This is a genomic window from Alteromonas confluentis (assembly GCF_001757105.1).
Classification (GTDB): Bacteria; Pseudomonadota; Gammaproteobacteria; order Enterobacterales; family Alteromonadaceae; genus Alteromonas; species Alteromonas confluentis.
The window spans coordinates 115,244-140,793 of sequence record NZ_MDHN01000008.1 but is presented as its reverse complement, the minus strand read 5'-3'; the positions used below and the strand labels follow the sequence as shown (position 1 = coordinate 140,793).

General features: G+C 50.0%; 20 protein-coding genes and 2 riboswitches. Of the genes, 13 read left to right on the top strand and 7 right to left on the bottom strand.

Annotated features, from left to right (window positions below; translation table 11 throughout):
• Positions 1-128: 128 nt before the first annotated feature.
• The 5 genes from BFC18_RS03760 to phoB form a co-directional block, all read right to left on the bottom strand.
• On the bottom strand, positions 129-2,780 hold the full coding sequence (locus BFC18_RS03760; RefSeq protein WP_070123855.1) for a TonB-dependent receptor domain-containing protein: 2,652 nt from the start codon (positions 2,778-2,780) through the stop codon (positions 129-131).
• Positions 2,781-2,903: 123 nt separating this feature from the next.
• Positions 2,904-5,666, bottom strand: a complete 2,763-nt coding sequence (locus BFC18_RS03755; RefSeq protein ID WP_070123854.1) for a hypothetical protein — start codon at positions 5,664-5,666, stop codon at positions 2,904-2,906.
• 309 nt (positions 5,667-5,975) lie between these two features.
• A complete protein-coding gene (locus BFC18_RS03750) occupies positions 5,976-6,905 on the bottom strand; it encodes a PstS family phosphate ABC transporter substrate-binding protein (RefSeq protein WP_245680334.1) in 930 nt (309 codons plus the stop codon).
• Between the two features lie 38 nt (positions 6,906-6,943).
• Positions 6,944-8,242, bottom strand: a complete 1,299-nt coding sequence (gene phoR, locus BFC18_RS03745; RefSeq protein WP_070123852.1) for a phosphate regulon sensor histidine kinase PhoR — start codon at positions 8,240-8,242, stop codon at positions 6,944-6,946.
• A 79-nt stretch (positions 8,243-8,321) separates the two neighbouring features.
• Positions 8,322-9,011, bottom strand: a complete 690-nt coding sequence (gene phoB / locus BFC18_RS03740) for a phosphate regulon transcriptional regulator PhoB (protein ID WP_070123851.1) — start codon at positions 9,009-9,011, stop codon at positions 8,322-8,324.
• Between the two features lie 191 nt (positions 9,012-9,202).
• On the opposite strand from phoB, the gene BFC18_RS03735 reads away from it, so the two are divergent.
• Positions 9,203-10,933, top strand: a complete 1,731-nt coding sequence (locus tag BFC18_RS03735) for a sensor histidine kinase (RefSeq protein WP_070123850.1) — start codon at positions 9,203-9,205, stop codon at positions 10,931-10,933.
• Positions 10,934-11,030: 97 nt separating this feature from the next.
• Positions 11,031-11,936, top strand: coding sequence for a recombination-associated protein RdgC (rdgC, locus tag BFC18_RS03730; RefSeq protein ID WP_070123946.1), 906 nt, complete (start codon positions 11,031-11,033; stop codon positions 11,934-11,936).
• A gap of 83 nt (positions 11,937-12,019) precedes the next feature.
• Here the strand turns inward: rdgC and BFC18_RS03725 are convergent, their stop codons facing one another.
• Positions 12,020-13,204, bottom strand: coding sequence for a benzoate/H(+) symporter BenE family transporter (locus BFC18_RS03725; RefSeq protein WP_070123849.1), 1,185 nt, complete (start codon positions 13,202-13,204; stop codon positions 12,020-12,022).
• A gap of 140 nt (positions 13,205-13,344) precedes the next feature.
• Between BFC18_RS03725 and BFC18_RS03720 the strand changes: the two genes are divergently transcribed.
• On the top strand, positions 13,345-13,899 hold the full coding sequence (locus BFC18_RS03720) for an XRE family transcriptional regulator (RefSeq protein WP_070123848.1): 555 nt from the start codon (positions 13,345-13,347) through the stop codon (positions 13,897-13,899).
• Between the two features lie 75 nt (positions 13,900-13,974).
• Here the strand turns inward: BFC18_RS03720 and BFC18_RS03715 are convergent, their stop codons facing one another.
• Positions 13,975-14,814 (bottom strand): HDOD domain-containing protein, encoded by an 840-nt coding sequence (locus BFC18_RS03715; protein WP_070123847.1) that lies wholly within the window; start codon positions 14,812-14,814, stop codon positions 13,975-13,977.
• A gap of 335 nt (positions 14,815-15,149) precedes the next feature.
• Positions 15,150-15,295: riboswitch (cobalamin riboswitch) on the top strand.
• A gap of 126 nt (positions 15,296-15,421) precedes the next feature.
• On the opposite strand from BFC18_RS03715, the gene BFC18_RS03710 reads away from it, so the two are divergent.
• The 10 genes from BFC18_RS03710 (at position 15,422) to BFC18_RS03665 (ending at position 25,534) form a co-directional block, all read left to right on the top strand.
• Complete coding sequence (locus tag BFC18_RS03710; RefSeq protein WP_070123945.1) at positions 15,422-16,249, top strand: ABC transporter ATP-binding protein; 828 nt, start codon at positions 15,422-15,424, stop codon at positions 16,247-16,249.
• A gap of 1 nt (position 16,250) precedes the next feature.
• Entirely contained in the window at positions 16,251-17,261 is a 1,011-nt protein-coding gene (locus BFC18_RS03705) for a FecCD family ABC transporter permease (protein WP_070123944.1), read from the top strand.
• Between the two features lie 11 nt (positions 17,262-17,272).
• Entirely contained in the window at positions 17,273-18,346 is a 1,074-nt protein-coding gene (gene cobT / locus BFC18_RS03700) for a nicotinate-nucleotide--dimethylbenzimidazole phosphoribosyltransferase (protein ID WP_070123846.1), read from the top strand.
• Positions 18,346-19,137: an adenosylcobinamide-GDP ribazoletransferase gene (locus BFC18_RS03695; RefSeq protein ID WP_070123845.1), complete on the top strand. Its 792-nt coding sequence runs from the start codon at positions 18,346-18,348 to the stop codon at positions 19,135-19,137. The genes cobT and BFC18_RS03695 overlap by 1 nt, the downstream gene beginning before the upstream one ends.
• Positions 19,137-19,661, top strand: a complete 525-nt coding sequence (gene cobU / locus BFC18_RS03690; protein WP_070123844.1) for a bifunctional adenosylcobinamide kinase/adenosylcobinamide-phosphate guanylyltransferase — start codon at positions 19,137-19,139, stop codon at positions 19,659-19,661. The genes BFC18_RS03695 and cobU overlap by 1 nt, the downstream gene beginning before the upstream one ends.
• Positions 19,658-20,281, top strand: a complete 624-nt coding sequence (locus BFC18_RS03685) for a histidine phosphatase family protein (protein ID WP_070123843.1) — start codon at positions 19,658-19,660, stop codon at positions 20,279-20,281. The genes cobU and BFC18_RS03685 overlap by 4 nt, the downstream gene beginning before the upstream one ends.
• Positions 20,278-21,747 (top strand): cobyric acid synthase, encoded by a 1,470-nt coding sequence (locus BFC18_RS03680; protein WP_070123842.1) that lies wholly within the window; start codon positions 20,278-20,280, stop codon positions 21,745-21,747. Before BFC18_RS03685 ends, BFC18_RS03680 begins: the two co-directional genes overlap by 4 nt.
• Positions 21,748-21,813: 66 nt before the next feature.
• Positions 21,814-22,416, top strand: coding sequence for a cob(I)yrinic acid a,c-diamide adenosyltransferase (gene cobO / locus BFC18_RS03675; RefSeq protein WP_070123841.1), 603 nt, complete (start codon positions 21,814-21,816; stop codon positions 22,414-22,416).
• Positions 22,416-23,288: a cobalamin-binding protein gene (locus BFC18_RS03670; RefSeq protein WP_070123840.1), complete on the top strand. Its 873-nt coding sequence runs from the start codon at positions 22,416-22,418 to the stop codon at positions 23,286-23,288. Before cobO ends, BFC18_RS03670 begins: the two co-directional genes overlap by 1 nt.
• A 63-nt stretch (positions 23,289-23,351) precedes the next feature.
• Positions 23,352-23,522, top strand: a riboswitch (cobalamin riboswitch).
• 170 nt (positions 23,523-23,692) lie between these two features.
• Entirely contained in the window at positions 23,693-25,534 is a 1,842-nt protein-coding gene (locus BFC18_RS03665) for a TonB-dependent receptor plug domain-containing protein (protein WP_070123839.1), read from the top strand.
• The last annotated feature ends 16 nt before the right edge of the window (positions 25,535-25,550 follow it).

The window sequence follows — 25,550 nt, the reverse complement described above, 5'->3', positions numbered from 1 at the left end:
TAAATTTCTGGGCGTAGGATAGGAACTTTCTATGACAGTTTTATTACATGACTGTCATATTTCTATTGTCACAATTGAACAATGACGTGATAAAAAAAGAGCCGCTGATGCGGCTCTTGATGAGTTGATTAGAAGTCGTAGCGATACGCTAAACTAAATGACGTGCCGCGGGTTTCAGACCGCAGTAAGGTGTCTTCAAACTCAATTTTCTTTTCCTGATCAAGCATATTCTGAACTTTCAATGTGACAGTGGTATTAAAATCCGGGTACCACTTGTACACCACATCGAGAGAATGGAACGGTTGTTCGAAGCTGTCATCGAAGCCATCGATGCCCGGGATCAGGATACGCGGACCAAACACGTTATAGACTAAAGATGCAGAGTGTTCACCGTTATCTGAGTCATAACCGAATTGCGTATTCACTACCCATTTCGAGTGACCGGTCATCGCCCGTGTCGGGTTAGTGATCGAGGTCGAAACACCGGTTTGCTCTTCAATGTTAGCCGGGTCCAGCTCAATCTCTGAGTCACTTAAGGTGAGGTTACCGGACACAAACAGGTTGTCCCAGATACCGTCGCCAATCACTTCAAGACCTTGCAGGAACTCCACTTCCATACCGTACATCTTACCGGTTTCGGCATTAGCGATACGAATAAGCGGCGGACCATCCTGTGCAGGCGACTGAACCGATTCAATGGGTGAATCCATGTCTTTGTAGAACAGGCCCAGTGACAGGTTGTTACCGGCTTCACGGTACCATTCCCAGCGAATATCAAAGTTATTGATAGACGTGGTACGCAGTCCTGGTGTACCGCCTACCGGGTTTTCGGTGAGCGGGTCGATATACGTTGAAGACGAGACTTCACGCAGGTCTGGACGCACTACCGTTTTACCGTAGCTGAAACGCAGCTGCATGTCTTCCTGCAGGAAGTATGTTACCGCCAGCGACGGATAGAACGCGTCTTCCTGGAAAGCCAGCTGTGAACGGTCTGCTTCGTCAGTTAAGTCGAACTGGTTGGTACGTGGATCGAACGGGACAACCGCCTGGCGGAAGTCTTCGTAACGCACACCACCACTGAAACGCCACAGGTTGTTCCAGAACAGGTCGGCTTCAAAGTAGTAAGCATCCACTTTCTGACCAGCAGCATAGTCGTCACCAGCAACTGTGGTATCACGCAGCAGGTTTTGTGTGCTGTAGCTAGCGCTATCCAGAACTTCATCGGTAAGGATGTCGTTAAAGTTGTAGCCTTCCAGAATAGACGTATCGGTAAACGCACGGGTACTGATGTCCAGACGACGGTTGTCTGCAACACGTGTCTTGCTCAGGAAGTTACCACCTGCTTTAAATTCCATTTCCCAGTTATCAATCATCAACGGGTAGTTTACGTTGTAGGCGAAGTTTTCTACGCGGTCATGCAACGTTTGGAATGAATAGCGGCCAGCCGTTGTAGAGTTACTCAGGCTGCTTTCTGTTTCGCGATCGTAAATGCCATCTAAATTATCGTCTTCCAGCAGGAAGCGGGCTTCCATGTTACCTGGGGCATCACGGGAAGAACGGCCTTCAGAATATTTCCAGTCAAAACCAAGGAAACCTAACTCAGGGAACGTGTGTGTACCACGTAACTGGTTGGTGAACATTTTCCGTTCTTCGTATTGCACTTCGTACTTACGAACACGCTGGTTATCAGATAACGTGATGTTGGCAGTGTTACCAATCATGTCGCGGATCTGGTCGCGGGTATCGCTCAACACGATAAAGCTATAGTCCACACGATGCTGACGATTGTAATCGACACCTACGTTAAACAGGGTCGACCACTTCACCGATTTCTCAGTGGTGTTTACTTCGTCATAAAAGCGAATCATACGGATTTCTTCACCGTTACGCAGTGGCTGTTCGCCCACATACTCTTCGCTTACATCGGTAGAACGGTCGTAACCACTGGCAAGCAGGAAACCAAAACGCCAGTCGTCGTCATAATCAAAGCTGTTACCAATCGACAGGTTGGCTTTGTAATCCGGGTCTACGCTTTCCAAACGTGGATCGTAGTCACGGTTCAAACCTTTGAACAAGGCAACAGACTCTTCCTGGCTAATGCCATCGAGGAACTGTTTGCTCTCCCACTGATCAACAATGGCTGCTGGCGCCGCACGGGTGCCGTCATCTTCACCAAACCAGTCATCACCGCCACCATTGTACTGGTAAGCGTCGTCAAAGTTATTGGTGTTTGAACCTAACTGGCCCTGAACACTGAATACGTAATCTGAAGGAATGGTTTTCAGACGAATATCAACGTTACCACCACCGAAAGACGCAGGCATAGAAGGCGAGTAGGCTTTTTGTACCGACAAGCTTTCGATAATCGTAGATGGGAATAAATCCAGCGGAATAACGTTACGGGTTGGGTCTGGACTAGGCACAGCCAGGCCGTTCAGCTGGGTAGATGAATAACGTTCACCCAAGCCACGTACATAAATGAATTTACCGTCAACCAGTGTCAAACCCGTTACACGACGCAGGGCAGAAGCCGCATCGGAGTCACCGGTACGAGAGATTTGTTCCGCACCCATGATGTCAGCAACGAATGCCTGGTTTTTCCGTTCTTCCATTACTGCTGTTGCCGTACCTTTCAGACGGGTACCAGTGGCAACCACTTCTTCGATGACTTCCTCATCGTCAGCTTCCTGAGCAACTGCAGGCACGGTAGCCGCTGCGAATGTTGCCAGTATCGCCAGACTCAATGGCTTGACAGGAAATCTGATTGCAGGCTTTTTCATTGTAAACCTCGTGGAAAAGCGTTCTTACACATCAACGTTTAAAAACGTTGCTTTTAATACTTAAAAAGCAAGCACGCTACTTTTGCTGCAACGTGCCTGCCTTGATGGAGGGATTAGGAGTGATTACTCCAGACCAACGGTCCAGCCAGCAGTCCAGTCGTCGTCTTCAGACACGGCACCAACAAAGTCCACGTTGTCGAAGAAAGTATCACCCGTCCAGTCTTTAGGCGTTACCGCATCAGTGATGCTGTAGATGCCGCTAACGACTTCTGCTTGAGTAGCGACTACTGCGTTGCCAGTCATGGTGTTCAGGAACCAGTTTTCCAGGTCAGTCGCACCCGCGTCGAACTTGAAGTTCTCGTCGTTTTCACAAGCAATCACAGAGTTTGTGAAAGTGGTGGTGCCGTCAGTCAGGTTAGCCTGAGACTCAACAACGTTTTCGATTTCGAAACACTCACCCATGCCAGCAGGGCCAGTTACGATGAAGTTAGACAGCTGAGCGCCGGTACCTTCGCGCAGGTAAACACCTTCTGAATCGTCGTCGCCGTCGAAGTTGTTACCAATGATGGTTACGTTAGACAGAGTCGGGTTAGACTGTGGCTGGTTAGCCGGGTCAGAACCGTCGTTGTCGGCTTCGATACCGCGGTTCGCATCTGAATCGTCAGTTGCCTGGCGAACCAGTACATACTGCATACGACCCTGGAAGCCGTTATCCCAATCGATGCTGTCATCTTGGTTGTCAGTCAGTACTACGTACTTCATGTCAACGTTACCGCCAAAGAATTCAACACCATCGTCTGAAGACTTGTGGATTTGTACGTAGCTGATATCAGTACCAGAACCTACGCCACCCATAGTCAGACCTTGCAGTTCGTTATCAGGTGCAATCTCGAAACCTGAGTGCATGATGCGAACGTAGCGGATAGTACCTGAGTTATCAGCAGTATCGGTTCCGCCGAATACCGCACCTTCTTCTGCACCTTCGATTTGCAGTGAACATGCACCGGTTTCAGGACACTGGTTAGATGGCGCGTTACCCAGCATTACCAGACCACCCCATTGACCCGGCTCACCGGCATCAGACGCTACGTCAGCTTGTGAAGTAAAGGTGATTGGGTTAGCAGCAGTACCTTGCGCATCAATTTGTGAACCACGGCTGATTACCAGGTAATCGTTACCGCTTGCACCGTACAGAGTGACACCTTCTTCAATAGTCAGTGTTGCGCTGTCAGTGTTGTCGCCACCGATGAATACTGCGCCAGACAGGGCATACATGTTGCCTTCAGTCAGGGTTACATCAGAAGTGATGCGGCCAGTTAACTGACAGGTAGTGGTGGTGCCGTCTACAGAATCAATTTCAGTAGTGCTTGCAGGACAACCGTCAACCGATTCAACAACGCCAGTAACTTCACCGCCGCCGAAACCGAATGCCCAGCCATCACGCCAGTCAGTTACGCCATCCAGTGCACCGATGTAGTCAGTCGCATCAAAGAAACCGTCGATTTGCGATGCGTCAGCACCTGCACCTAACAGTGGGCTACCAGACGTTGGTGAACCGTCTGCATTCAGTGCAATCGCTTCAGAAACGGTGTTGCCAGTCATGGTGTTTAAGAACCAGTCTTCCAGATCAACGGCGCCGTCATCGTTCTTAAAGTTTTCACCGTTACGGCAAGCCATAACAGAGTTTTGAATAGTGATAGTGCCGTCGGCCAGGTTAGCCTGAGACTCAGTCACGTTTTCAACTTCAAAACACTCGCCCATGCCTGCAGGACCCGTCACAACCATGTTGTAAATCTGTGCACCGGTACCTTCACGCAGGTAAACACCTTCAGAATCGTCGTCGCCGTCGAAGTTGTTACCGATGATGGTCAGGTTAGAAATCATTGGGTTAGACTGTGGCTCATTTGCCGGATCTGAACCGTCGTTATCAGCTTCGATACCACGGTTTGCATCAGTGTCGTCTGTCGCATGCTCAAGGAAAGCGTACTGGATTTTACCAGTAAAACCGTTATCCCAGTCTAAAGAGTCATCTTGTGCACCAGTAACCAGTACATATTTCAGTTGCGGGCTACCGCCGAAGAATTCGATACCGTCGTCAGAAGACGCGTGTACCTGAATGTGGTCGATAGAGGTACCAGAACCTACGCCACCCATAGTCAGACCTTGCAGCTCGTTATCTGGTGCAATTTCGAAACCTGAGTATTTGATTACCATGTAGCTGATAGAACCAGAGCTTTCAGTGTCGTCTGTACCACCGAATACCGCACCTTCTTCAGCGCCTTCGATTTGCAGAGAACATGCGCCGGTATCAGGACACTGGTTAGAAGAAGCGTTACCCAGCATTACCAGACCACCCCACTGACCAGGCTGTGCGTCACCGCCAACCACGTCTTCGATAGAAGTCAGAATGATAGGTGCTGCTGCAGTACCGTTTGCTTCGATAGTTGAACCACGGCTTACTACCATGTAGTCGTTACCGCTGCGACCGAAAATTGTTGTACCTTCTTCGATAACCAGGTTCACGCTGTCTGCGTTGTCGTTACCAAAGAATACTGCACCGTCCAGTGCCCATACGGTGTCGTTAGTCAGCGTGATGTTACCGCTGTCGTCAGCCATATCCGCAGTTAAGCGACCAGATAGAACACGAACCGTTACATCGCTACCGAACGCGGTAGAAACCTGAGAGCTCAGGCCTGAACTTACTTCACCAGGCGCGGTATCTGTATCACCAGAATCGCCAGAACCTGAATCACTACCACCGTTACCGTAGTTATTTTCTACGCTGTTATCGATGTTCCCTTCTGAAATGTTGATATCGCCGCCACAGCCAGCTAACACGAGTGCCGTTGCAATCGCGGAAGCTTGAAATAAGTGCTTAAGTTCCATTCGTATCTCCAAGTGCGAATATGATTATGGATTTAGAAAACGCAGGAACTTTACCGAAGGTAAATGACACATTTGTTACACTCTGGCGTTGTAACAAAACTTTCACAGGAAAAAATGAACTTTTAGTATCTAAATGGCGTGGATCAGCACGTTTAAATAATTAGTGCATGAAAAATAACAAGATTTCTGAATATACTCTAATTATGGAGATGCAAAACGCGGCTGGACAACCCGTGAATACTGGGAAATAGCCCTGTTTGGCAGGCACCGAATTAAACTAAAGTATGAAGCTTTAATGACAGTCTGAGACTACAGTTTAACGGCGGTATCTTCTAAATATCGGCGTTGGCGAAGCAATAAATCTTCGCGAACCGGAAAATAGCCGTCCTTGCTCACTTGATCTTGCCCCTGCTGGGAAAGGACATAGCGTAAAAACTCTCTTTCCAGGGTAGGCAATGGTTTACCCGGTGCTTTATTCACGACCAGATACAGAAAACGGGCATAGGGATAGGTTTCATTGCGCACAGTTTGCGTGGTTAACGGTACCAGTGACTGCGCAGAGTCTCCGATAGCCAGGGCTTTAACGCCAGCGGTTTTGTAACCGTAGGCGGCGTATCCGATACCATCGTTGCTCGACGCAACAGACAACACCACCGAAGCAGAGCCGGGCTGCTCGTTCACCGTGGCGCGAAAATCTCCGTCGCAAAGCGCCATCACTTTAAACAACCCATAGGTACCGGAAACCGAGTTCCGACCAAAAATACGTATTGGCGACACGGTGGCGTTCTGATTTGATAAAAGCTGTGACCAGTCGGTAATGGCTTCCCGTGCACCGCAGAATCGGGTGGTTGAGAAAATACCGTCGACTTGCTCCAGCGTAAGCCCTTCAATGGGATTCTTCCGTTCGACGAAAATCGCGATGGCATCCATGGCAACCCTGACCACCGTGGGCGGATAACCATGCTCGCGAACAAAATCGCGGATTTCAGAGGGTTTCAATTCACGACTCATGGGGCCGATGGTTGCAGTGCCTTCGGTAAGTGCGGGTGGTGCCGTAGAGGAGCCTGAAGCCTGGATCTGAAATTTGACCTGAGGATACATCTCCATGAATTCCTGCGACCACATGGCCATCAGGTTTGCCAGGGTATCTGAGCCAACTGAGGTTATTTTACCGGCAACGCCGGGGCTTCGGGTGTATTCAGGCACAGATTCCTCTGCACAAACCTGAAAAGTACTCATACACAGCAAAGCACTGACTAACACCTGACACCAACGGCTCATGACTTCTCCGTAATCAACTCTTCATCCAGCAGGAACGAAAACTGACTGCCCTCTCCTACGGTACTGGTAATATCCAGCTGAGAATTATGATGGCTGAGCACGTGTTTCACAATAGACAAGCCCAGACCGGAACCGCCGGTTTTTCTTGAACGGGCTTTGTCCACCCGGTAAAAGCGTTCAGTGAGCCGCGCCAGATGGTTCTGTTCAATGCCGTCACCGTTATCAATAACGGCAAATAAGGCATCGTGGCCTTCACGCCGCCAATGAACGTTTATTTCGCCGCCAGGTGGCGTATAGTGCACAGCGTTGAATACCAGATTCGAACAGGCACTGCGCAGTTCTGTTTCCACCCCAAATACCCAGAGCGCGGGATCAATATGGAAAGTAATCTTATGCCCTTTGTCGACATTCAGTGTGGCAGCTTCTTTTTCGAGCTGCGCTAACATGGCGGGCATATTTACTTTATTTTCGTAAATCCGCTCTGAGCTGGCCTCAATGCGCGATAACACCAACAGATCTTCAATCAAACTCTGCATTCGCTGGGCCTGCGCAGACATCTCTTTCATCGCCTTCTGCACCATCGGGTTATCTTCATCTTCTGGCAGGATTTCCAGATAGCCCGATAACACGGTAAGCGGCGTACGTAGCTCGTGAGACACATTCGCCACGAAGTCTTTCCGCATTTCTTCCAACTGAGATACCCGGGTTACGTCTCGGGCAATAAGCAGCAAGTGCTCTTCGCCATAGGGCATGATCCGGTATTCAAAGGTTTTGTTGGGGTTGGTAGGCGCAGGTACTTCAATGGGATGACTAAAATCGCCTTCATGAAAGTAGCTGATGAAATCTGGATGACGGATAAGATTGTCGATACGGGTGCCTGCATCACCGGGCCATTTTAAACCCAGCTCCAGTCGGGCCAGCCGGTTACACCAAATTATACTGGCTTTGGAGTCCACCACAACGGCGGCATCGGGGAGCGCTTCTGAGCCTTCCCGGAAACGTTTTACCAACTCACCTAATTCTTTGCGTTTGTTGCGGTTTCGCCGCTGCAGGTAATAAATGCCTTCGTAAATATGTTCCCACACGCCACTTACGGTAGGTGGCGACATTTTACGACTGTGCCAGAGCCAGCGATTCAGCTTGAACAGCTGCCAGTAATTGACAATCAACAGGCCCACCGCCCCTAATGCAATAGCAAATAGCATGTCGTCGACATACAACCCCACCAGCGCGAAGACGAGCAAATACGCAATCAGGCGAATTGCACTTCGTAGCCATGAAAAGGGATAGTACATGAATCAGAAGGCCTTGATTTGAGTGGAAAAGGCTATTGTGACAATGATAGACGACGCGCGCAATGCGCGTCGACAAACATTATAGTTTGGTGGAGAAACGATAGCCTGCGCCACGAACAGTTTGAATCATCGCATCGTGGCCATGACGAGAAATCGCTTTTCGCAAACGACGAATGTGAACATCAACCGTACGGTCTTCAACATAAACGTTCGTGCCCCACACGTTATCCAGCAACAGTTCACGGCTGTAGACACGTTCGGGGTGGGTCATAAAGAAATGCAGAAGCTTAAACTCGGTCGGTCCCATATCCAGCGGGTCGTTGTTGGCCATTACCCGATGTGAAATCGGTTCCAGCTTAAGACCATTGAACTCGATAGGCTCTTCGTTAGAGGTAGGCGTTACCCGACGCATCACTGCTTTAATACGGGCTATCAGCTCTTTCGGTGAAAACGGCTTAGTGACATAGTCATCGGCCCCGGCGTCCAACCCACGGATTTTATCTTCTTCCTCTCCACGGGCGGTTAGCATGATCACCGGAATGTCACGGGTAAATTCGTGTTGCTTTAATCCTTTCGCTAACTGAACGCCAGAACCACCCGGCAACATCCAGTCAAGCAATATCAAATCCGGATACGGCTCACAGATTTTTTGCTGTGCGACGTCGAAATCTTCGGCTTCAATCGTTTCATAGCCAGATTGCTCAAGCACAAACTTAAGCATTTCGCGGATCGGCGCTTCGTCTTCTACTATCAAAACAGTTCGAGACATTGATATTTTCCTGCTCATTACAAAACGCCGCTATTATTGATGTGGTCTGTGACAGTTTTATTAAAACGATTACATTTATGTGTCAAGGATATTACGACGAATTATGCTTAAGTGTAATGCCGGGTCGCTTGTTAATTCAGGCTTTTCCGCCTATTCTGTGTACCGGGAATAAACATTAAGGTTGGAGTTGGATGTCCAAGGTTAAGACAGGATTGTCACGTAAGCTGCTCACACGTGTATTGTCGGTTTATTTCATCCTGACGATTATCGTCACAATAGGCCAGATCTTTACCGAGTACCTGAGCACCAAGGACCACATCGAAAGCGAGCTTCGCACGCTGAAGAACACCTTTGCCGAAAGCCTTACCCGGGCCAACTGGGAACTGAACAAAGTACAGGCGCGGATTATTTCTGAAGGGCTAACTAAGCTACCCATCGTTGAGGGCGTACAGGTTCGCGATGAAAATGGCGATCTCATTGCCGACGAAGGCCGCACCATCCCCAGTGACGGGCAAACGGTTCAGGCAGGGATAATGCGCGACCATCCGGGTGGTGTTTTCAGTTACAGTTTCCCTCTTATCTTTGAATTTTCTGGCCGTCAGTCTTATGTTGGCGATGTCACCCTTTACTCCAGTTTCGACATTATTCTCAGTCGTATCGAAGTGGGGATTTTCTTCCTTCTTGGAAATGCCATCATCAAAACCGCGTTCCTGGTGTTTCTGTTCATGACCGCCTTCAAACACATGCTTTCGGAGCCATTGTCTGAACTTAGCAGACAGATGACGTCTTTCGACCCTGAGCACCCTGAAGAAGCCAAAATTACGGTTATTGATAATGATGACAACGAGTTACGTATGTTGCAGCACTCGTTTAATCAGGTCATTGATGATTTCATTGTGTCGCAGGCCAAGCTCACGAGCGCCCGTGAAGCACTGACCCAGGCCAACCGCAAACTCGACGACCAAAATCTCATTCTTGAACAGGAGGTGGCGAAGAAGACTGCGTCACTGTCTCAAATCATGCTCGACCTCGAGCAGCAGAAAGACGAACTCATCGCCAATCAGCGGGAATTAAGACAAGAAAACGAAAACCGACAGTACATTGAAGATGAGTTGCGCAAGCGTAATGCGGAATTAGCCAAAAATAACGAAATGCTGAACCTCATTAAGGATCAATTGGTTGAATCGGAGCGTATGGCTTCGTTAGGTGGCCTGGTTGCCGGTATCGCCCACGATGTAAATACGCCGCTGGGCGTTGGCGTTACTGCCGCCAGTTACCTCAGTGAACGCATCGATGCCTTGCGCCTTGCCTACAATGACAAAACCTTGTCGAACAAAACCATGGCAACCTTTCTGGATGAAGCAGAACAATCAGCCAGTTTGCTAATGGGTAACCTGAATCGGGCGTCTGAGTTAGTGGCAAGCTTTAAACAGGTAGCGGTAGACCAAACCAGTGAAGCGCAGCGCACATTCAACTTAAACAGTTATTTACACGAAATCCTGCAGTCGCTGAAACCCACATTTAAAAATACCCAGCATGAAGTGAGAATTCAGTGTCCTGGTGATTTGTATATCACCTGCGCGCCGGGTGTCATTGCACAAATCACCACCAACATGATGATTAATTCATTAATGCACGGCTTTGAAAATAAACCCGCCGGACACATTTCCCTGACCATCAGCCGCGACGATACCGATATCGTGATGGAATATCAGGACGACGGTAAAGGCATGGATAAAGCATCGTTAGAACATCTGTTCGACGCCTTTTTCACTACCCGGCGCAATCAGGGCGGCAGCGGTTTAGGCACGCACATCGTTTATAACCTTGTGACTCAAACCCTGGACGGCACAATTCAGGCATTTAGTGAACCCGACAAAGGCCTGCGCTACGTTATTCGCATCCCTGATCGTCAGGACTGATCCGTTTTATTAACTTAGATGATCGTTGCAGCCGATGCCCCGCATTGGTACGCTTGCCGCCCTTTATAACAATAATCTGGATCAGGACATATTTTCTATGTGGTTCAAAAATCTTAAGGCTTACCAGCTTACCCAGCCGCTTTCTCTGGACGACGATGATCTCAGCCGTATGCTGATGGATAACGCTTTCCGTCCCTGTGGCAAACAAGACACGGCCACCATGGGTTTTGCGTCGCCGTTCGCACAAGCCGGTAAAGAAGGCGTGATGTTCCACAAAGTACAGGAACGTTACTGGATAACGCTGAAGAAACAGGAAAAAATTCTGCCATCTTCAGTGGTCAATGCCGAGCTGGCAGACAAGGTTGCGCATATCGAAGCCGAAACCGGTTCACCGGTAGGCAAAAAGCAGCAACAGGATCTGAAACAAGAAATTATCTTTCAACTGCTGCCACAGGCATTTGTAAGAAACACCTTTACCCATGGTTTTATTTCCATTCCGGAAAAAATGGTCGTTATCGACGCCTCTGCCGATGGCAAAGCGGAAGCTTGGTTGGCTTGTGTTCGTAAGGCAATTGGCTCGCTGCCGGTAGTACCTCTGGCCCGCCACAGCCTACAATCTGAGTTGACACACTGGCTCACTGACGGCGCGCCAGACGGTATTGAACTGCTGGAAGAAGCAGAACTGAAATCTACCGACGATTTAGAAAGTGTCATTCGTTGTAAAAACCAGCCGCTGGACAGCGAAGAAATCACCATGCACCTGGATAACGGGAAGCTGGTGCAAAAGGTCGGCTTTGCCTGGCAGGAAGTCTTAACCGCAACTATTTCAGAAGACGGTTCTTTCAAACGGGTGAAATTTACTGATCGCCTGAAAGAAGAAACCGAAGACGTACCGAAAGATCAAGTTGAAGCACGATTAGACGCCGAGTTTGCACTGATGTCGGCTGAACTTTGCCAGTTCCTTGATTTCATGCGCACCACCCTGAAACTGAACGACGACTAACGTTAATCGTTAGCACGGAAGACAAAATTAAACGGGCCTGTTACGACTAACAGGCCCGTTTCTTTTGGCATCTGGAAGGTAGTTTATGCTGACGCTTTCCCATGCATTTTCTGGTAAAGCTTATCTAACCCAAGTACACATAACCCCGCGAATAGCCCCCATACCGGTGCACCAAGCTGCGCCACGGCGATGCCCGAGGCAGAACACAACAACGTCAGTAGTGCCGCTTTGCGATGATCATGATTTTCCATGCTGCGAAGTAATGATGCCTGCAGCGTTGCAAGCAGAGCTAACCCTGCCAGAAGGTGCACTACCACTGGTGGCATTTGGCTGAACAGATACACCACCAGCGACGCAATGATTCCGAAAATTAAATACCCGACGCCGGCCATGATCGCCGCTTTGTAGCGCTTGTTTCTGTCGTCTCCCGCGTTCTCGCCCATGCAGATAGCCGCGGTAATTGCCGCCAAGTTAAAAGCAAAGCCACCGAAAGGAGCCGCAATCAAATTCACGATACTGACACCTGTAAGGATTTGCCTAACGTCGGGGTGGTAGTCATAGCTTTTTAATATGGCAATGCCAGGCAGGTTCTGCGATAGCAGCGTAATTATAAACAAGGGTATCGCCAGGCTAATGGTGGCAGAAACCGAGAACGTCGGTGTTACCCACTCAAGTTCTGGCCAATTCCATGCGAAATCCAGATTCGTGCCGGTGCTACCTAACCCCACCGCCATAGCCACAACAAGCAGTACCAGCATAAGATAACGAGGGAAAAAGAGTGAACCTAATAAATACAGTGCAATGAAACTGACTACTATGATTGGGTGTGCGGCGGCATCGGTAAAAACGCCTAAACAAATGGGCAACAGAATTCCGGCCAACATCGCGGACGAAACAGCAGGCGGAATGCGCTCTATCTGGCTAGTGAGTGCTTTACTCCGCGCCGCAATGAATGCCAGTAAGGCTGCAGTGACAAACGCACCAATAATTTCTGCCAGCGAAAAGCCGCCAACCGCACCAATCAGAAATGCCGCGCCAGGTGTAGACCATGCGGTCACCACAGGTACTTTATACAACCAGGAAAAGCCGATACAGGTAATGCCCATGCCTAGCCCCAGTACAAGCAACCAGCTGACAATCATCGAAGGTGTGGCACCCGACGCCTTGGCAGCTTCAATAACCAATACAACCGCACTACTGTAGCCCACCACCACGGCGGTAAAACCCGCAGCAATATGACTGAGTTGAGGAAGAGATTTCGATGACAAGGCGGGCCTCCGGTGTTAGCATTTGCCAATAGACCTGTGCGCTATAACGCACAATTGCGAGCGAGTGTAACATCGTGCGCTATAACGCACAATGCACTTAGCATGGTGGCATGCAATATTTATCAGGATGCAAAACACAGATGAATCCTAACGAGGCAATTAACGCACAAATATCCCGGACACTCAAAGCCCGTCGTAAAGAGCGCGGATGGTCTTTAGACAAAACAGCACAGCAAACTGGGGTCTCCAAGGCCATGCTAGGACAAATAGAGCGTCAGGAGTCTAGCCCTACCATTGCCACACTGTGGAAAATTGCCACCGGTCTGCAATGCTCATTTTCCTCCTTCCTCATACCCGGTGCAGCCGATCCCGCCACGAGCATGCCTTCTGAAAACGATGGGTTTGCCGGTGACAGCAATATGAAGGTGAAAACGCTCTTCCCCTATTCGCCTATCACCCGTTCAGAAATGTTTGAAATTACCCTGACAAATCACCACCAGCAATTATCAACACCACACCAAGCCGGCGTGCTTGAACATATTCATGTAATAGAAGGGAAACTTGAAATTTTACAGCAAGATGTGTGGCACCCTGTAACCACCGGTGAACAGTATTTATTAGCAGCCGATGGCGAACATGGTTATCGTGATTTAAGCGGAAAAACGCGCTTTATCGACATGATTTTTTACCCATAACCCCTGCGCGGGAGCATCGGGGTTGACGGGAAAACAGGTACCTGCCAGCGTTGCACAGATACCTGCCCGGAGTCGTTATGAAGAGAAGATCTGTTTAGCGTTGACCGCCATTTCTTTAAACTCATCGGTGGTGAATTCTTTGATGTCTTCAATCACACCACGCTGAATTGCCAGATTAAGCACTGCGTCTTTCTGGTCGTCCATTTTACCGGCCAGCGCCGCGCCTACACGAACGAAATCCACATAAGATAGTTTTTCAGGTAGCACAGATAAGTCTTTCCACTGCTCTGCAACCATCACAAAATCGTCGTCAAACTCCCACGCTCGCATGATGCTGCCGCCAATACGGCAAGACAGCTTATCAATCGCCACATTCAGAAATGTTGGGTTGGCGAAAACTTCTTCATGGCGCTCGGCTTCAGTAAGAATTGGCAACACGCCGATATCGTGAACCAGCGCTGCGAGCGTCATGGTATCTAAACTCAGCTCACGGTTGCGGGTACGGTTGATATAGGTTTGTAATGCCGCCATTGAATAAGCGACAACTTTAACGGTTGCAGCCCATTCATTTTTCAGATGCTTGGCTACCACGTCGTTTTTAGAAACAAATAACTGCTCCATTGCCAACGCCGTAGAGATATTCTTTATTTGACGCAAACCAATGCGGGTGACGGCTTGGCCAATAGACGTCACTTTTACCGTGCGCCCCAGGTAGGCACTATTGGCAATTTTTATCATTCGCATGCTCAGCGAAGGGTCTTTGCCAATAACATCACCCATGGCGTTCAAGTTCACATTCGGATCATCTGCGGCTTTACGCACTTTAAGTGCGATGGCAGGCAGCGTAGGCAGAACCAGCGTATCGTTGTTGATCTTTTCGACCAGAATAGTCAGAAGCGCGTTTTGTGTTGACATATACCTACCTTATATTGGTTTCCGTGCGCCAGACGCTGTGGGGCGTGCAGGCAGAGAGGTATGAGTATGATTGGCTATCCGTTGCAAGCAAACGAGACGGCAACTCTTTACTAGATAATTAAAAATATATCAGCAGAATGCTGATTCTGCATCCCGCAATCGCGCATTTTCTTGCCATGTGCGCATACTGCGGTGTTTTTGCTAATACCAATCATAGTCTAAGGTGTATTGCCAGATGCGAGTTTTTAAGCATAAAGCACAGGATTTCTGTTTTGGATCATCCTGCCGTGCGTTCTTCTTCCGTTGCCCTCGTCAATATGAGAAATCCCTGATACACTCCGCGTTTGCATACGTGGTGTTGCGCGTTTTCTCTAGTGTCGCGCAAATTAAATGGGAATTTGGTGTAACTCCAAAACTGTACCCGCAACTGTAATGACCCAGCAGGTCGAAGTCAGATACCAGCCATAATGCAGTGACTTAATTTCGTGCGGGAAAACACGAATACAGTTTTACTCCACACTTCAGGCATTGCTGAACGAGTAACTGCTTTCATACGGCTATGGCTGCCGGTTATCCCGCTAAGTATAATTTTAGTATGACGGGCATCATGTCTACCCAAGCGGCACTGCATCTTCAAGATGTCACCTATTCAATCAACAAAAAGCGAATCCTTACGGATATTTCGCTGGGCTTCGGTGCAGGTCTTTTCCACGGCGTGCTTGGGCCGAACGGTGCGGGTAAAACCACCTTATTGAAAATCATCACCGGGCAACTTCAGGCTGCCGGAGAAGTCTGTTGGCAAGGCCGCCCGTTGTCAGATTATGCCCCCCAGGAACTTGCCCGCCATGTTGCGGTTGTGAACCAAATAAACGATTCCGTGTTCAGTCTGACGGCGAAACAAGTTGTGACCATGGGGTTGTTGCCGCATAAAAATTTGTTGTCACGTTACACCCGTGACGACCGGACACAAGTGCTGAAAGCGCTGGATGATGTCGGTTTGGCAGATAAAGCCGAACAACACTTCAGTGCCCTGTCTGGTGGCGAACAACAGCGCTGTTTGATCGCCCGGGCATTGGTTCAGGGTGCGCCGCTACTGGTTCTCGATGAACCGGTGAACCATCTGGATGTGTACTATCAGCATCAAATTCTGCACTTGCTGCATTCACTTTGCCAGCAACAAGGCAAAACCGTGGTGGTGAGTTTGCACGACCTTAATCTGGCAGCTGCCTACTGCGATAATTTGGTGCTGATGAAAGATGGCTTGGTGGCCGCATCGGGGGCCTCATCTGGAGTGCTGGAATCCACCTTACTCAGCGACATTTTCAGAGTCCCTTGCACGGTGCATCACTCGGCAACACAAACAGCGCGGATTGAATTTAACCCGCCTTTTGCTGAATTTCAAAAAGCGTCGACGCAGGTAAAACATGATAGCTAACATGAAAGCGAAATGGATTGTGTTGCTTCTATTAGCGATCAGTGCGCCCTTATTGTCGTTATTCTTTGGCGCGGCCTCGTTGTCGGCCGATACCATTTTTCAATGTGTATCAGGCAGTTGCGCCGACCCCATCGACAATACTATTTTCTGGGATATCCGCTTTCCCCGGGTCATGGTGGGCTTTCTGGTTGGCGCGGGTTTATCGGTGGCCGGCGCCACATTACAGAATGTCACTCGCAATGGCCTGGCAGACCCCTACTTATTTGGTGTTGTTGCCGGTGCAGGACTCGGCGCCAGTGTTGCAGCGCTGTTGTTAAATAGTCCTTTAGCTGCCAAATGGGGCTTGCCCACTGCGGCTTTTGACATCGCCTTGCCCGTATCGGCATTGATTGGGGCGATATTCGCGGTCATCTTGGTACAGTTACTTGCGCGCTCTACTTTTGGTGGCCGTATCGAGCACATGTTACTGGCCGGCGTGGCGGTATCGTTTATGCTAAGTGCGCTGAGTCAGTTTTTATTGTTTGTCGGCGACCCATTCGCGGCAAACCAGGTGGTGTTCTGGCTAATGGGCAGTCTTGCCCGGGTTGAAAGCCAGTATGCCTGGGTTCTCTTCGCCGTAGTTGCTGGGTGTACAGCCGTCCTTTATCTTTTCGGGCCGCGTATTGACGCACTGCTTCTCGGCGACGACAGTGCCCGCACCCTTGGCGTCAATGTTGCCCACATGCGCATGCTATCTTTGCTTATTTGCGCCGGCCTCACCGCCGCTATCGTCTCTTACTGTGGCGGTATTGGATTTGTTGGCCTGATGATTCCTCATATTGTTCGCCGTTGGCTCGGTGTCACCAGCCGTACCTTATTCATCGGTTGTGCTCTTCTCGGTGGTTTTTTCATGGTGTGGGTGGACGTGTTTGCACGCACCGCACTGACTGGCCGGGAAATCCCGGTCGGTATTATTACATCTGCTATCGGCAGTCTTTTCTTCCTACTTGTAATGCGCCAGCGCCAGGCGTGAGGTAAGTAAACATGTCCATCTATAACAATCAGTTCTGGTCGATTGAGGCTGTAGATAAAACAGCGTTGCCTTTGATTCAGGCAGAAATCGACAACAAAACCAAGCCACCTGGTTCACTGGGTTTGCTAGAACCGCTGGCCAGACAATTGGCGCTCTGTCAGTGGCAAGGTGATATACGACCGGTGTACCTCACCAAACCCACCATGCTGGTATTCGCAGCTGATCACGGTATTGCCACCCACAACATTAGCATTGCGCCCCAGGCGGTGACTCACCAAATGGTGTTAAGCTTTATCAATGGTGGCGCAGCGATAAATAGCTTCTGTGCATCTGCTGGACTCACGTTACAGGTTATCGACTGCGGCGTACTCGAACCTATTTCTGGCAGTCATGATAATTTCATCAACAGCCGCATTGCCGCTGGCACGCAAGACATGTCCAAACAAGCAGCAATGACGGCAACGGAAGCTGAACTTTCTCTGTTACAGGGTGCGGAAGTGGCGAAAGCCGCCATTGAAGCAGGCGCGAACATTTTAGGTTTCGGCGAGATGGGCATTGGCAACACCAGCGCTGCTGCCGCGTTGTCCTGTTTACTTACCGGAATACCGTTAGATGAACTGGTTGGTGCGGGTACCGGAATATCAGAACATCAATACATCAGAAAACACGCTTTACTGCAGCAAACCATTAACCGCGTAACGCAAAGCGTTGGTGAGAGCCCGATAAACGCCGAGCTCGCCGTGCAAGAAGCAGGTGGTTTTGAAATTGCCCAAATCGCTGGCGCCATGCTGGCCACCGCGCAAGCCAGAAAAGTGATTCTGGTCGATGGCTTTATCGTGACCAGTGCCGCCCTTCTGGCCTTGCAAATTGCACCTGAAATTAGAGATTACATGGTCTTTAGTCACTGTTCGGGCGAAAAAGGACATCGCCGGGTACTGGAACACCTCGAAGCAACGCCATTGCTGGATATGGGACTTCGCTTAGGGGAAGGCACCGGTGCCGCACTTGCCATGCCTTTACTTAAAGCCGCAGCCGCCTTTTACAATGACATGGCCACGTTCGACAGCGCTGGTGTGACCTTGTAATGACAAACGTCCTCTCTGGTGTTCGCCAGCATGCCCATGCCCTATTGTTAGCGTTAAGCTTTTTTACCCGTATACCGGTGGGTCATCGTGTAACTTACAGTAACGATGCCATGCACCATGCGGGGAAATACTTTGCGTTGGTGGGCTGGGTCTTGGCTGGCATTCTCAGTGTTTGGATTTGGCTGCTTTCATCCCTGTTACCGGCTAGCGTGCTAATTTTCCTGGTTGTGTTGGCCAGCGTATTGCTGACCGGCGCCTTTCACGAAGATGGTCTGGCAGACACGGCTGATGCATTTGGTGGCGGTCAGGATAAAGATCACAAACTGATCATCATGAAAGACAGTCGACTGGGCACCTACGGAGTATGTGCACTTGTGGGGGCTTTGTTTGGTAAGTGGGTGTTGCTAACATCGCTGGTTGAGCAGCAATCTCTTGTGTTGTCATTATTCGTGGCTTACCCCCTTTCCCGCGCCTTTGCACTGAGTCACGTGCAGGATTTACCTTACGCCACTGAAAGCAGCAGCGGTAAAATTGCCAAGAGTATGCCCTTTGCCACCCCCTATTCCGTTTCCGCAATGGCATTTCTGTTCATCACTGGCGGCCTCGCGTTGCTTTTACTTCCACTTGGCACAGCAGTGCTTATTCTGGTGACCTGCATACTCTTGCGCCATTTCCTTAAATACAAGATGCTAAAACATGTTCAAGGCTTTACCGGCGATACCCTTGGCGCAGCGCAACAAATTCAGGAGCTGACCATTTACCTGATGCTGTTGATAGGCGGTGTGTCGTAATGCATCTGATTATCGGCGGCGCCCGCTCAGGAAAATCCCGTTATGCCCAGCAACAGGCTATGCAGGCAGAGTCAGTAACGGCCAACCCCGTACACTACATCGCTACGGCCACCCCCTTCGACCACGAAATGCGAGAACGCATCGCGAAGCATCAACATGACCGCCCGGCGCACTGGCTTACCTGGGAAGCGCCACTTTTACTGGCTGAGCAACTCTGCGACCTTCCAGACAATGACATTGTGCTGATTGACTGCCTGACATTATGGCTGAATAACCATTTATACGAAGCGCCAGCGCAAGACTTTTCAGCCTTATTCGATGCGCTTATACGCTGCATGCAACAGCGCCGGGGAGTGACGTACGTGGTTGCCAACGAAGTGGGATTAGGGGTTATCCCTGTGGGCGATGTCAGCCGCCGCTTTGTCGATCTGGCCGGCTGGCTGAACCAGAAAACCGCCCAATACGCCGACAAGGTAACTTTTATGGCCGCAGGCCTGCCGATGCATTTAAAAGGAAATGAATGATGGCATATGTATTTGATTTACTTCGACACGGAAAAGTAAATGGCCAGCCTGCGCTCTATGGCTCAACGGATATTAAAGTCAGTGAAGCGGGTCATGACCAATTGATGTCGCAACACCTCCAACTTGCCGGCGCATCACGCATTATTTCTTCGCCCCTTCAGCGCTGCTTGTACAGTGCCAAAGTACTCGCCAGCGAACTGGATCTCAAACTCAGTACCGCGCCAACACTGGCAGAGTGTCACTTTGGCGAACTCGACGGTATCCCGTTTGATGACATAACTGAACAATGGCCCTTGCTTGACGCGTTCTGGCAAAGTCCTTCCAGCCACACCTTGCCGGGGGCTGAATCGTTGCGCGATTTTCACAATCGGGTCGTAGGCTTTTGGGAGCGTATTATTGCCCGCCCCGGTGGCAATCACACGGTTTTGGTTACCCACGGTGGCGTGATACGACAAATTATAGCCAGAGTGCTTGGTCTCGACTGGACTTCACCGGCGCTGTATCAGCAACTTTCTGTTAGTCATGCAAGCCTTACCCGAATCACGCTTGCAGATTACCCCAGCGCCATACCGATTATACAGTTTATTGGTTTGCCGCCAGAACAAGGGCCGCTTAGATGACTCGCTGTAAAACACTCATGGTTCAGGGTACCAGCTCTGATGCGGGTAAAAGTATGCTGGTTGCTGCTCTGTGCCGCTGCTTGAAACAAAGACATATTCGCGTCGCCCCGTTCAAACCACAAAATATGGCGCTCAATAGTGCCGTCACGGCCCAAGGTGGCGAAATAGGCCGGGCACAGGCTGTGCAAGCTCAGGCGGCAGGCATTGCGCCCCATGTGGATCTGAACCCCATTTTACTGAAACCCAGTTCCGATACCGGCGCACAGGTGATTGTTCACGGTAAAGCGATTGGTGATATGCAGGCAGCGCCTTATCACGATTATAAGACGGTGGCGATGAATGCCGTTTTAAGTTCTCACCAGCGATTATGCGAGCAGTTCGATGCTGTTGTGGTGGAAGGCGCAGGCAGTCCGGCCGAAATTAACTTACGCGACCGTGATATTGCCAACATGGGCTTTGCCGAGGCGGTGGATTGCCCGGTTATCCTTATCGCCGATATCGACAAGGGCGGTGTTTTTGCCCAGTTTGTTGGCACCCTGGCGTTACTGTCGGAGTCGGAACGCAATCGTATCAAAGGGTTTGTTATAAACCGCTTTCGCGGCGATATCAGTTTATTGCAATCTGGCCTTGATTGGTTGGAGAAGGAAACCGGCAAACCGGTGCTTGGCGTGCTTCCCTATTTGCATAACCTTCAACTGGCCGCCGAAGACGCCATTCAAGCCGAACAAAATCTCGCCTCGGCAGAACGTATTCTAAATGTGGTGGTGCCCGTTTTTAGTCGTATCAGTAATCACACCGATTTTGATATGTTGCGCACCCATCCTCAGGTCAATTTGCAGTTTGTAGCTCAAAACCAGGCTTTACCGGCAGCCGACCTTATCATTTTGCCCGGCAGTAAAAACGTGCGTAGCGATCTGGCTTTACTTCGCCGATGCGGCTGGGAAAACGACATTCTGCGCCATTGCCGGTACGGCGGAAAAGTGCTGGGTATTTGCGGTGGCTATCAGATGCTGGGTGAACAGGTTGACGATCCACTTGGTGTAGAAGACAGCCCTGGCAGCAGTTCAGGTCTCGGATTATTGCCAGTGAACACCCGACTGGAGCAGGAAAAACAGTTAACCCGTGATACAGGTACGCTCACGTTGCGCGTCGATGAACCTGCACCGTTAAGTGGCTATCAGATCCATGTCGGTGTAAGCACAGTAAAACCTGGCGTTCATGCGTTCGCCCGCTTGAGTGATGGCACGACTGACGGCTGTATTAGCGAGGATGACCAAGTGGCTGGCACATACCTGCACGGTGTATTTGATTCTCCCGAGGCGCTGCAGCAAATCATTCGCTGGGCGGGGCTGGAAACTACCCTGGTCGATAATTATGAAACGCAACAAGAGCGTGAAATAGAGCGGCTTGCGGTGATGTGCAACAATCACCTCAACTGGCAGAAGTTAGACCCTTTATTCAGATAAACAGAGGTGTGGCAGAATGTGCCCCATCGCAATTAAGTAACAGTAAACAGACTTACAGGTAATACCATGAGTAACCAAGACGATAAGCAGAAACATAAAAAGCGCATGGAAGCACAAAAGGCCAAGGTAGACGAGCGCATTGCCCAGGCTACAGAAGAACGAGGCATTCTGATCGTCATTACCGGTAACGGAAAAGGAAAATCAACCTCAGGCTTCGGCACGGTTACCCGCGCGGTAGGACATGGCCAGAAGGCTGCGGTGGTGCAGTTTGTGAAAGGAACATGGCCTTGTGGTGAACGCGATTTACTGCAACAGGTAGGTGTGCCTTTTCATGTTATGGGCACCGGTTTTACCTGGGAAACACAAGACAAAGACACCGATATTGCAGCCGCGACTAAAGCGTGGGAGCAAGCCAAAGTCTGGTTGAAAGATGACACCATCGACGTGGTATTGCTGGATGAAATTACCTACATGGTAACGTATAAGTATATCGATCTTGATGACGTGCTCGATGCTCTGGCAAATCGACCGAAGGAACAAAGTGTCGTGGTGACGGGCCGCGCTTGTCACAGAGCCATTACCGATCTAGCCGATACGGTAAGTGAAGTGCGCTCACAAAAACACGCATTCGATGCAGGGATCATGGCACGTAAAGGTATCGACTGGTAATGAAACTGGCTGTTTTTATATCTGCTCTACTGCTCAGCCTTTCGGCTGCGGCGCAAACGGATGTGGACCCGCGAACACAACGTCGTCTGGTGGTGTTGGCGCCGCACCTGGTTGAAAGCCTGTTTGCCATTGGTGCGGGCGATCAGATCATTGCGACTACCGACCATTCCGATTTTCCCGCTCAGGCATCCTCCATTCCGCGAGTGGGCAATTATGCGCGCCTTCAAATCGAGCAAATTCTCGCGCTTCGGCCAGATGCCGTCGTGGCGTGGCGTAGTGGTAACCCGGCAGACGATCTGCAGCGGTTGGAAAAGTACAAGATAAATGTCGTGTATACCCAAGCCGATAACCTTCAGGATGTGGCGTCGGAGTTACGTATGCTGGGCAAATTGACGGGGCGTGAAAAGCAGGCTGAGAACATCGCCAATGATTACCTGTACCGCTTGCACGCACTGAAAGCGCGCTACAGCAAAGCCGAGGGAGTAAGTGTTTTTTATGAACTGTGGGCAAGGCCGTTACGCACTGTTGCAGGAAATTCCTGGTTGCAGCAGCAAATCGCGTTGTGTGGCGGCGATAACATCTATGCCGACATCGAGGAAGGCTACCCTCAGGTGAGTCTGGAGAATGTGCTCGATTTACGTCCTCAAGTGATTATTCAGCCCACCACCCACGGTGATAATCAGCCGGAAACCATTAATTGGCAGCAGTGGCCAGAAATACCTGCGGTTAATCATGGGTTTATTCTTCATCCTGATGCTGACAAGGTACATCGCATGACGACCCGCATGCTGGATGAAATTGAAGCGATGTGCGTACAGCTTGATAAAGCACGGCAGTTCTATGCACAAGATAGTGACCTGACACAGCCTTAAAGCTAGAAAGAATAAGCCATACACACCGCCTTTCCGTTGACTTTAGTATGAACAATTTGTAAGGTTGCGCCCGCTGTTTCAGGTGCTTGTCGATGCGTCACTTAAGGCGCATCTGGGCAAGGTAAACGGGAAGTGTGGTGAATGAACATTGTTTATTAATCCACCGCTGCCCCCGCAACGGTAAAAGCGCATTATGGCGCTAAGCCCGACACCGGCCTGAAAAACAGTTGATTACAAATGAAGCGGAGGGCTTCATTGGATTGCATATTTCGTGTCTCCTTTTCAATGTCAGCGTCGGGTAAATCAATTGCCTGTGCGGAAATTGTCAAAAGCCATTACGCATTCGCCGATCCACTCCCCTTCCTTCAGTCACAAGCACACACCCATTAGATTGAGGAACACACATGCACATCAGCAAACTGGCCATTGCCATTGCTTTAGGTTGCACCGTTACTTCTGTAATTGCAGAAGAAGCCACGCCCGGTTCAGACATTGAACACGTTGTTGTTTCAAGCCGCGTGATTACACCGGTAAGAGAACTCGCCACGTCCGTATCCGTTATGACTGAAGAAGAAATCGAATTACGCGGATATGCCAACCTGGCAGAAGTACTGCGAATCGAACCTTCTGTGCATGTCACCGACAGCGGTGGTATCGGCTCAACATCAGCCCTTCGCATTCGTGGTGAGGAAGGCTATCGCACGCTAATCCGCATTGATGGTGTTGATGTGTCTGACCCCACCGGCACGCAGATAATGCCCCAAGTAGGCCAACTGCAAAGCAGCAATGTATCGCGGGTAGAAATTCTGCGCGGTCCGCAAGGTCTGGTATACGGTGCCGATGCCGGTGGTGTTATCAATATTCAAAGCGGCCGACTGGAACAGGGTGTATACGGCAGTGTGCGTGCGGAAGCGGGTGAATATAATACGCAAAACCTGAGCGCCGAAGTCGGTGGCGGTAGCGAAACGGTCGAGGCTTACCTCTCTGTATCTGACTACTCCACAGACGGTTTCAACTCACGCATTGACGATACCGACCCGGCAGATGACGACGGTTACGACAACACGACGGTGCATGCCAAAGTAAGCGTGAAAGCCACTGATGCCCTGACGCTCGGTTTCGTCGCCCGTCATAACGATGGCGAAGGTGAATTTGATAACTGCTACACGGCAGCTTTCAGCATCAGTAACGATTGTGATAGCGCGTTTGAACAAACCAACTTCCGCGTGAGTGCCAATTATGCCCTTGAATCGGGTAATCAGCAGTTGGCCTACGCCAAAACCTTAATTGAACGTGAAAACTATACGGAAGGTGCGTCCAGTTACTTTACCAAAGGTACTGTTGAACGCGTTGAGTACATTGGCGACACGGCCATTAATGACCAACATACCGTGGTTTACGGCATCGATTGGGAAGAAGAAGCGATTACCTCTTCAAACGAAAGCCGCACACAAACGGGTTACTACGGTGAGCTGCAAAGTGAATGGGTAGAAAACCTGTTTACCACAGCAGGGGTTCGCTACGACGACAATGAAGATTTTGGTGAACACCTGAGTTACCGACTGAGCTCGGCGTATATCTGGGAACTGCAAGCGGGCGAACTGAAACTTCGTGGTGCATACGGTACCGGCTTCCGTGCACCAAGCTTGTACGAAGTGCAATATAACCGTGATTTTGGCTACGCGCCGGCTTCTGACGTAGCGCTGAAAGAAGAAGAATCTAAAGGCTACGAAATTGGTCTTCAGTTCACACCTTCAGCAGGCACTTTTGTCGAAGTTGTCTACTTCGATCAGAAAATTGAAGATGCCATCGTGTTTGATATGGCGACTTATTCGGGCTACCTGCAGGAATTAGGTACCGCCACCTCTGAAGGTATTGAGCTTATTGGTCAATGGGCCATTAACGACGCCTGGACCATTAAAGGTAACTACACTTATAACGATGCAGACGACGTAAATGGCGCACAGCGCGTTCGCCGTCCTCGCGACCTGGCCAACCTGTCAGTACTTTACCGCTACGAGGCAGTTACGGCAGAAGCTACCGTTCGCATGGTGGCTGATGCAGTGGGTATCAGTGCACCACTGGACGATTACTCGCTGGTAGATTTAAGTGCCCGCTACGATGTTACAGAAAACTTTTCTGTATTTGGTCGTATCGAAAATGCCTTCGATAAAAGCTATCAGGGTGCATCGGCATTCCGCTCACGTGGTCGTGCAGCGAACATTGGTGTGAACTACGCGTTCTAATGTCACCATACAACAA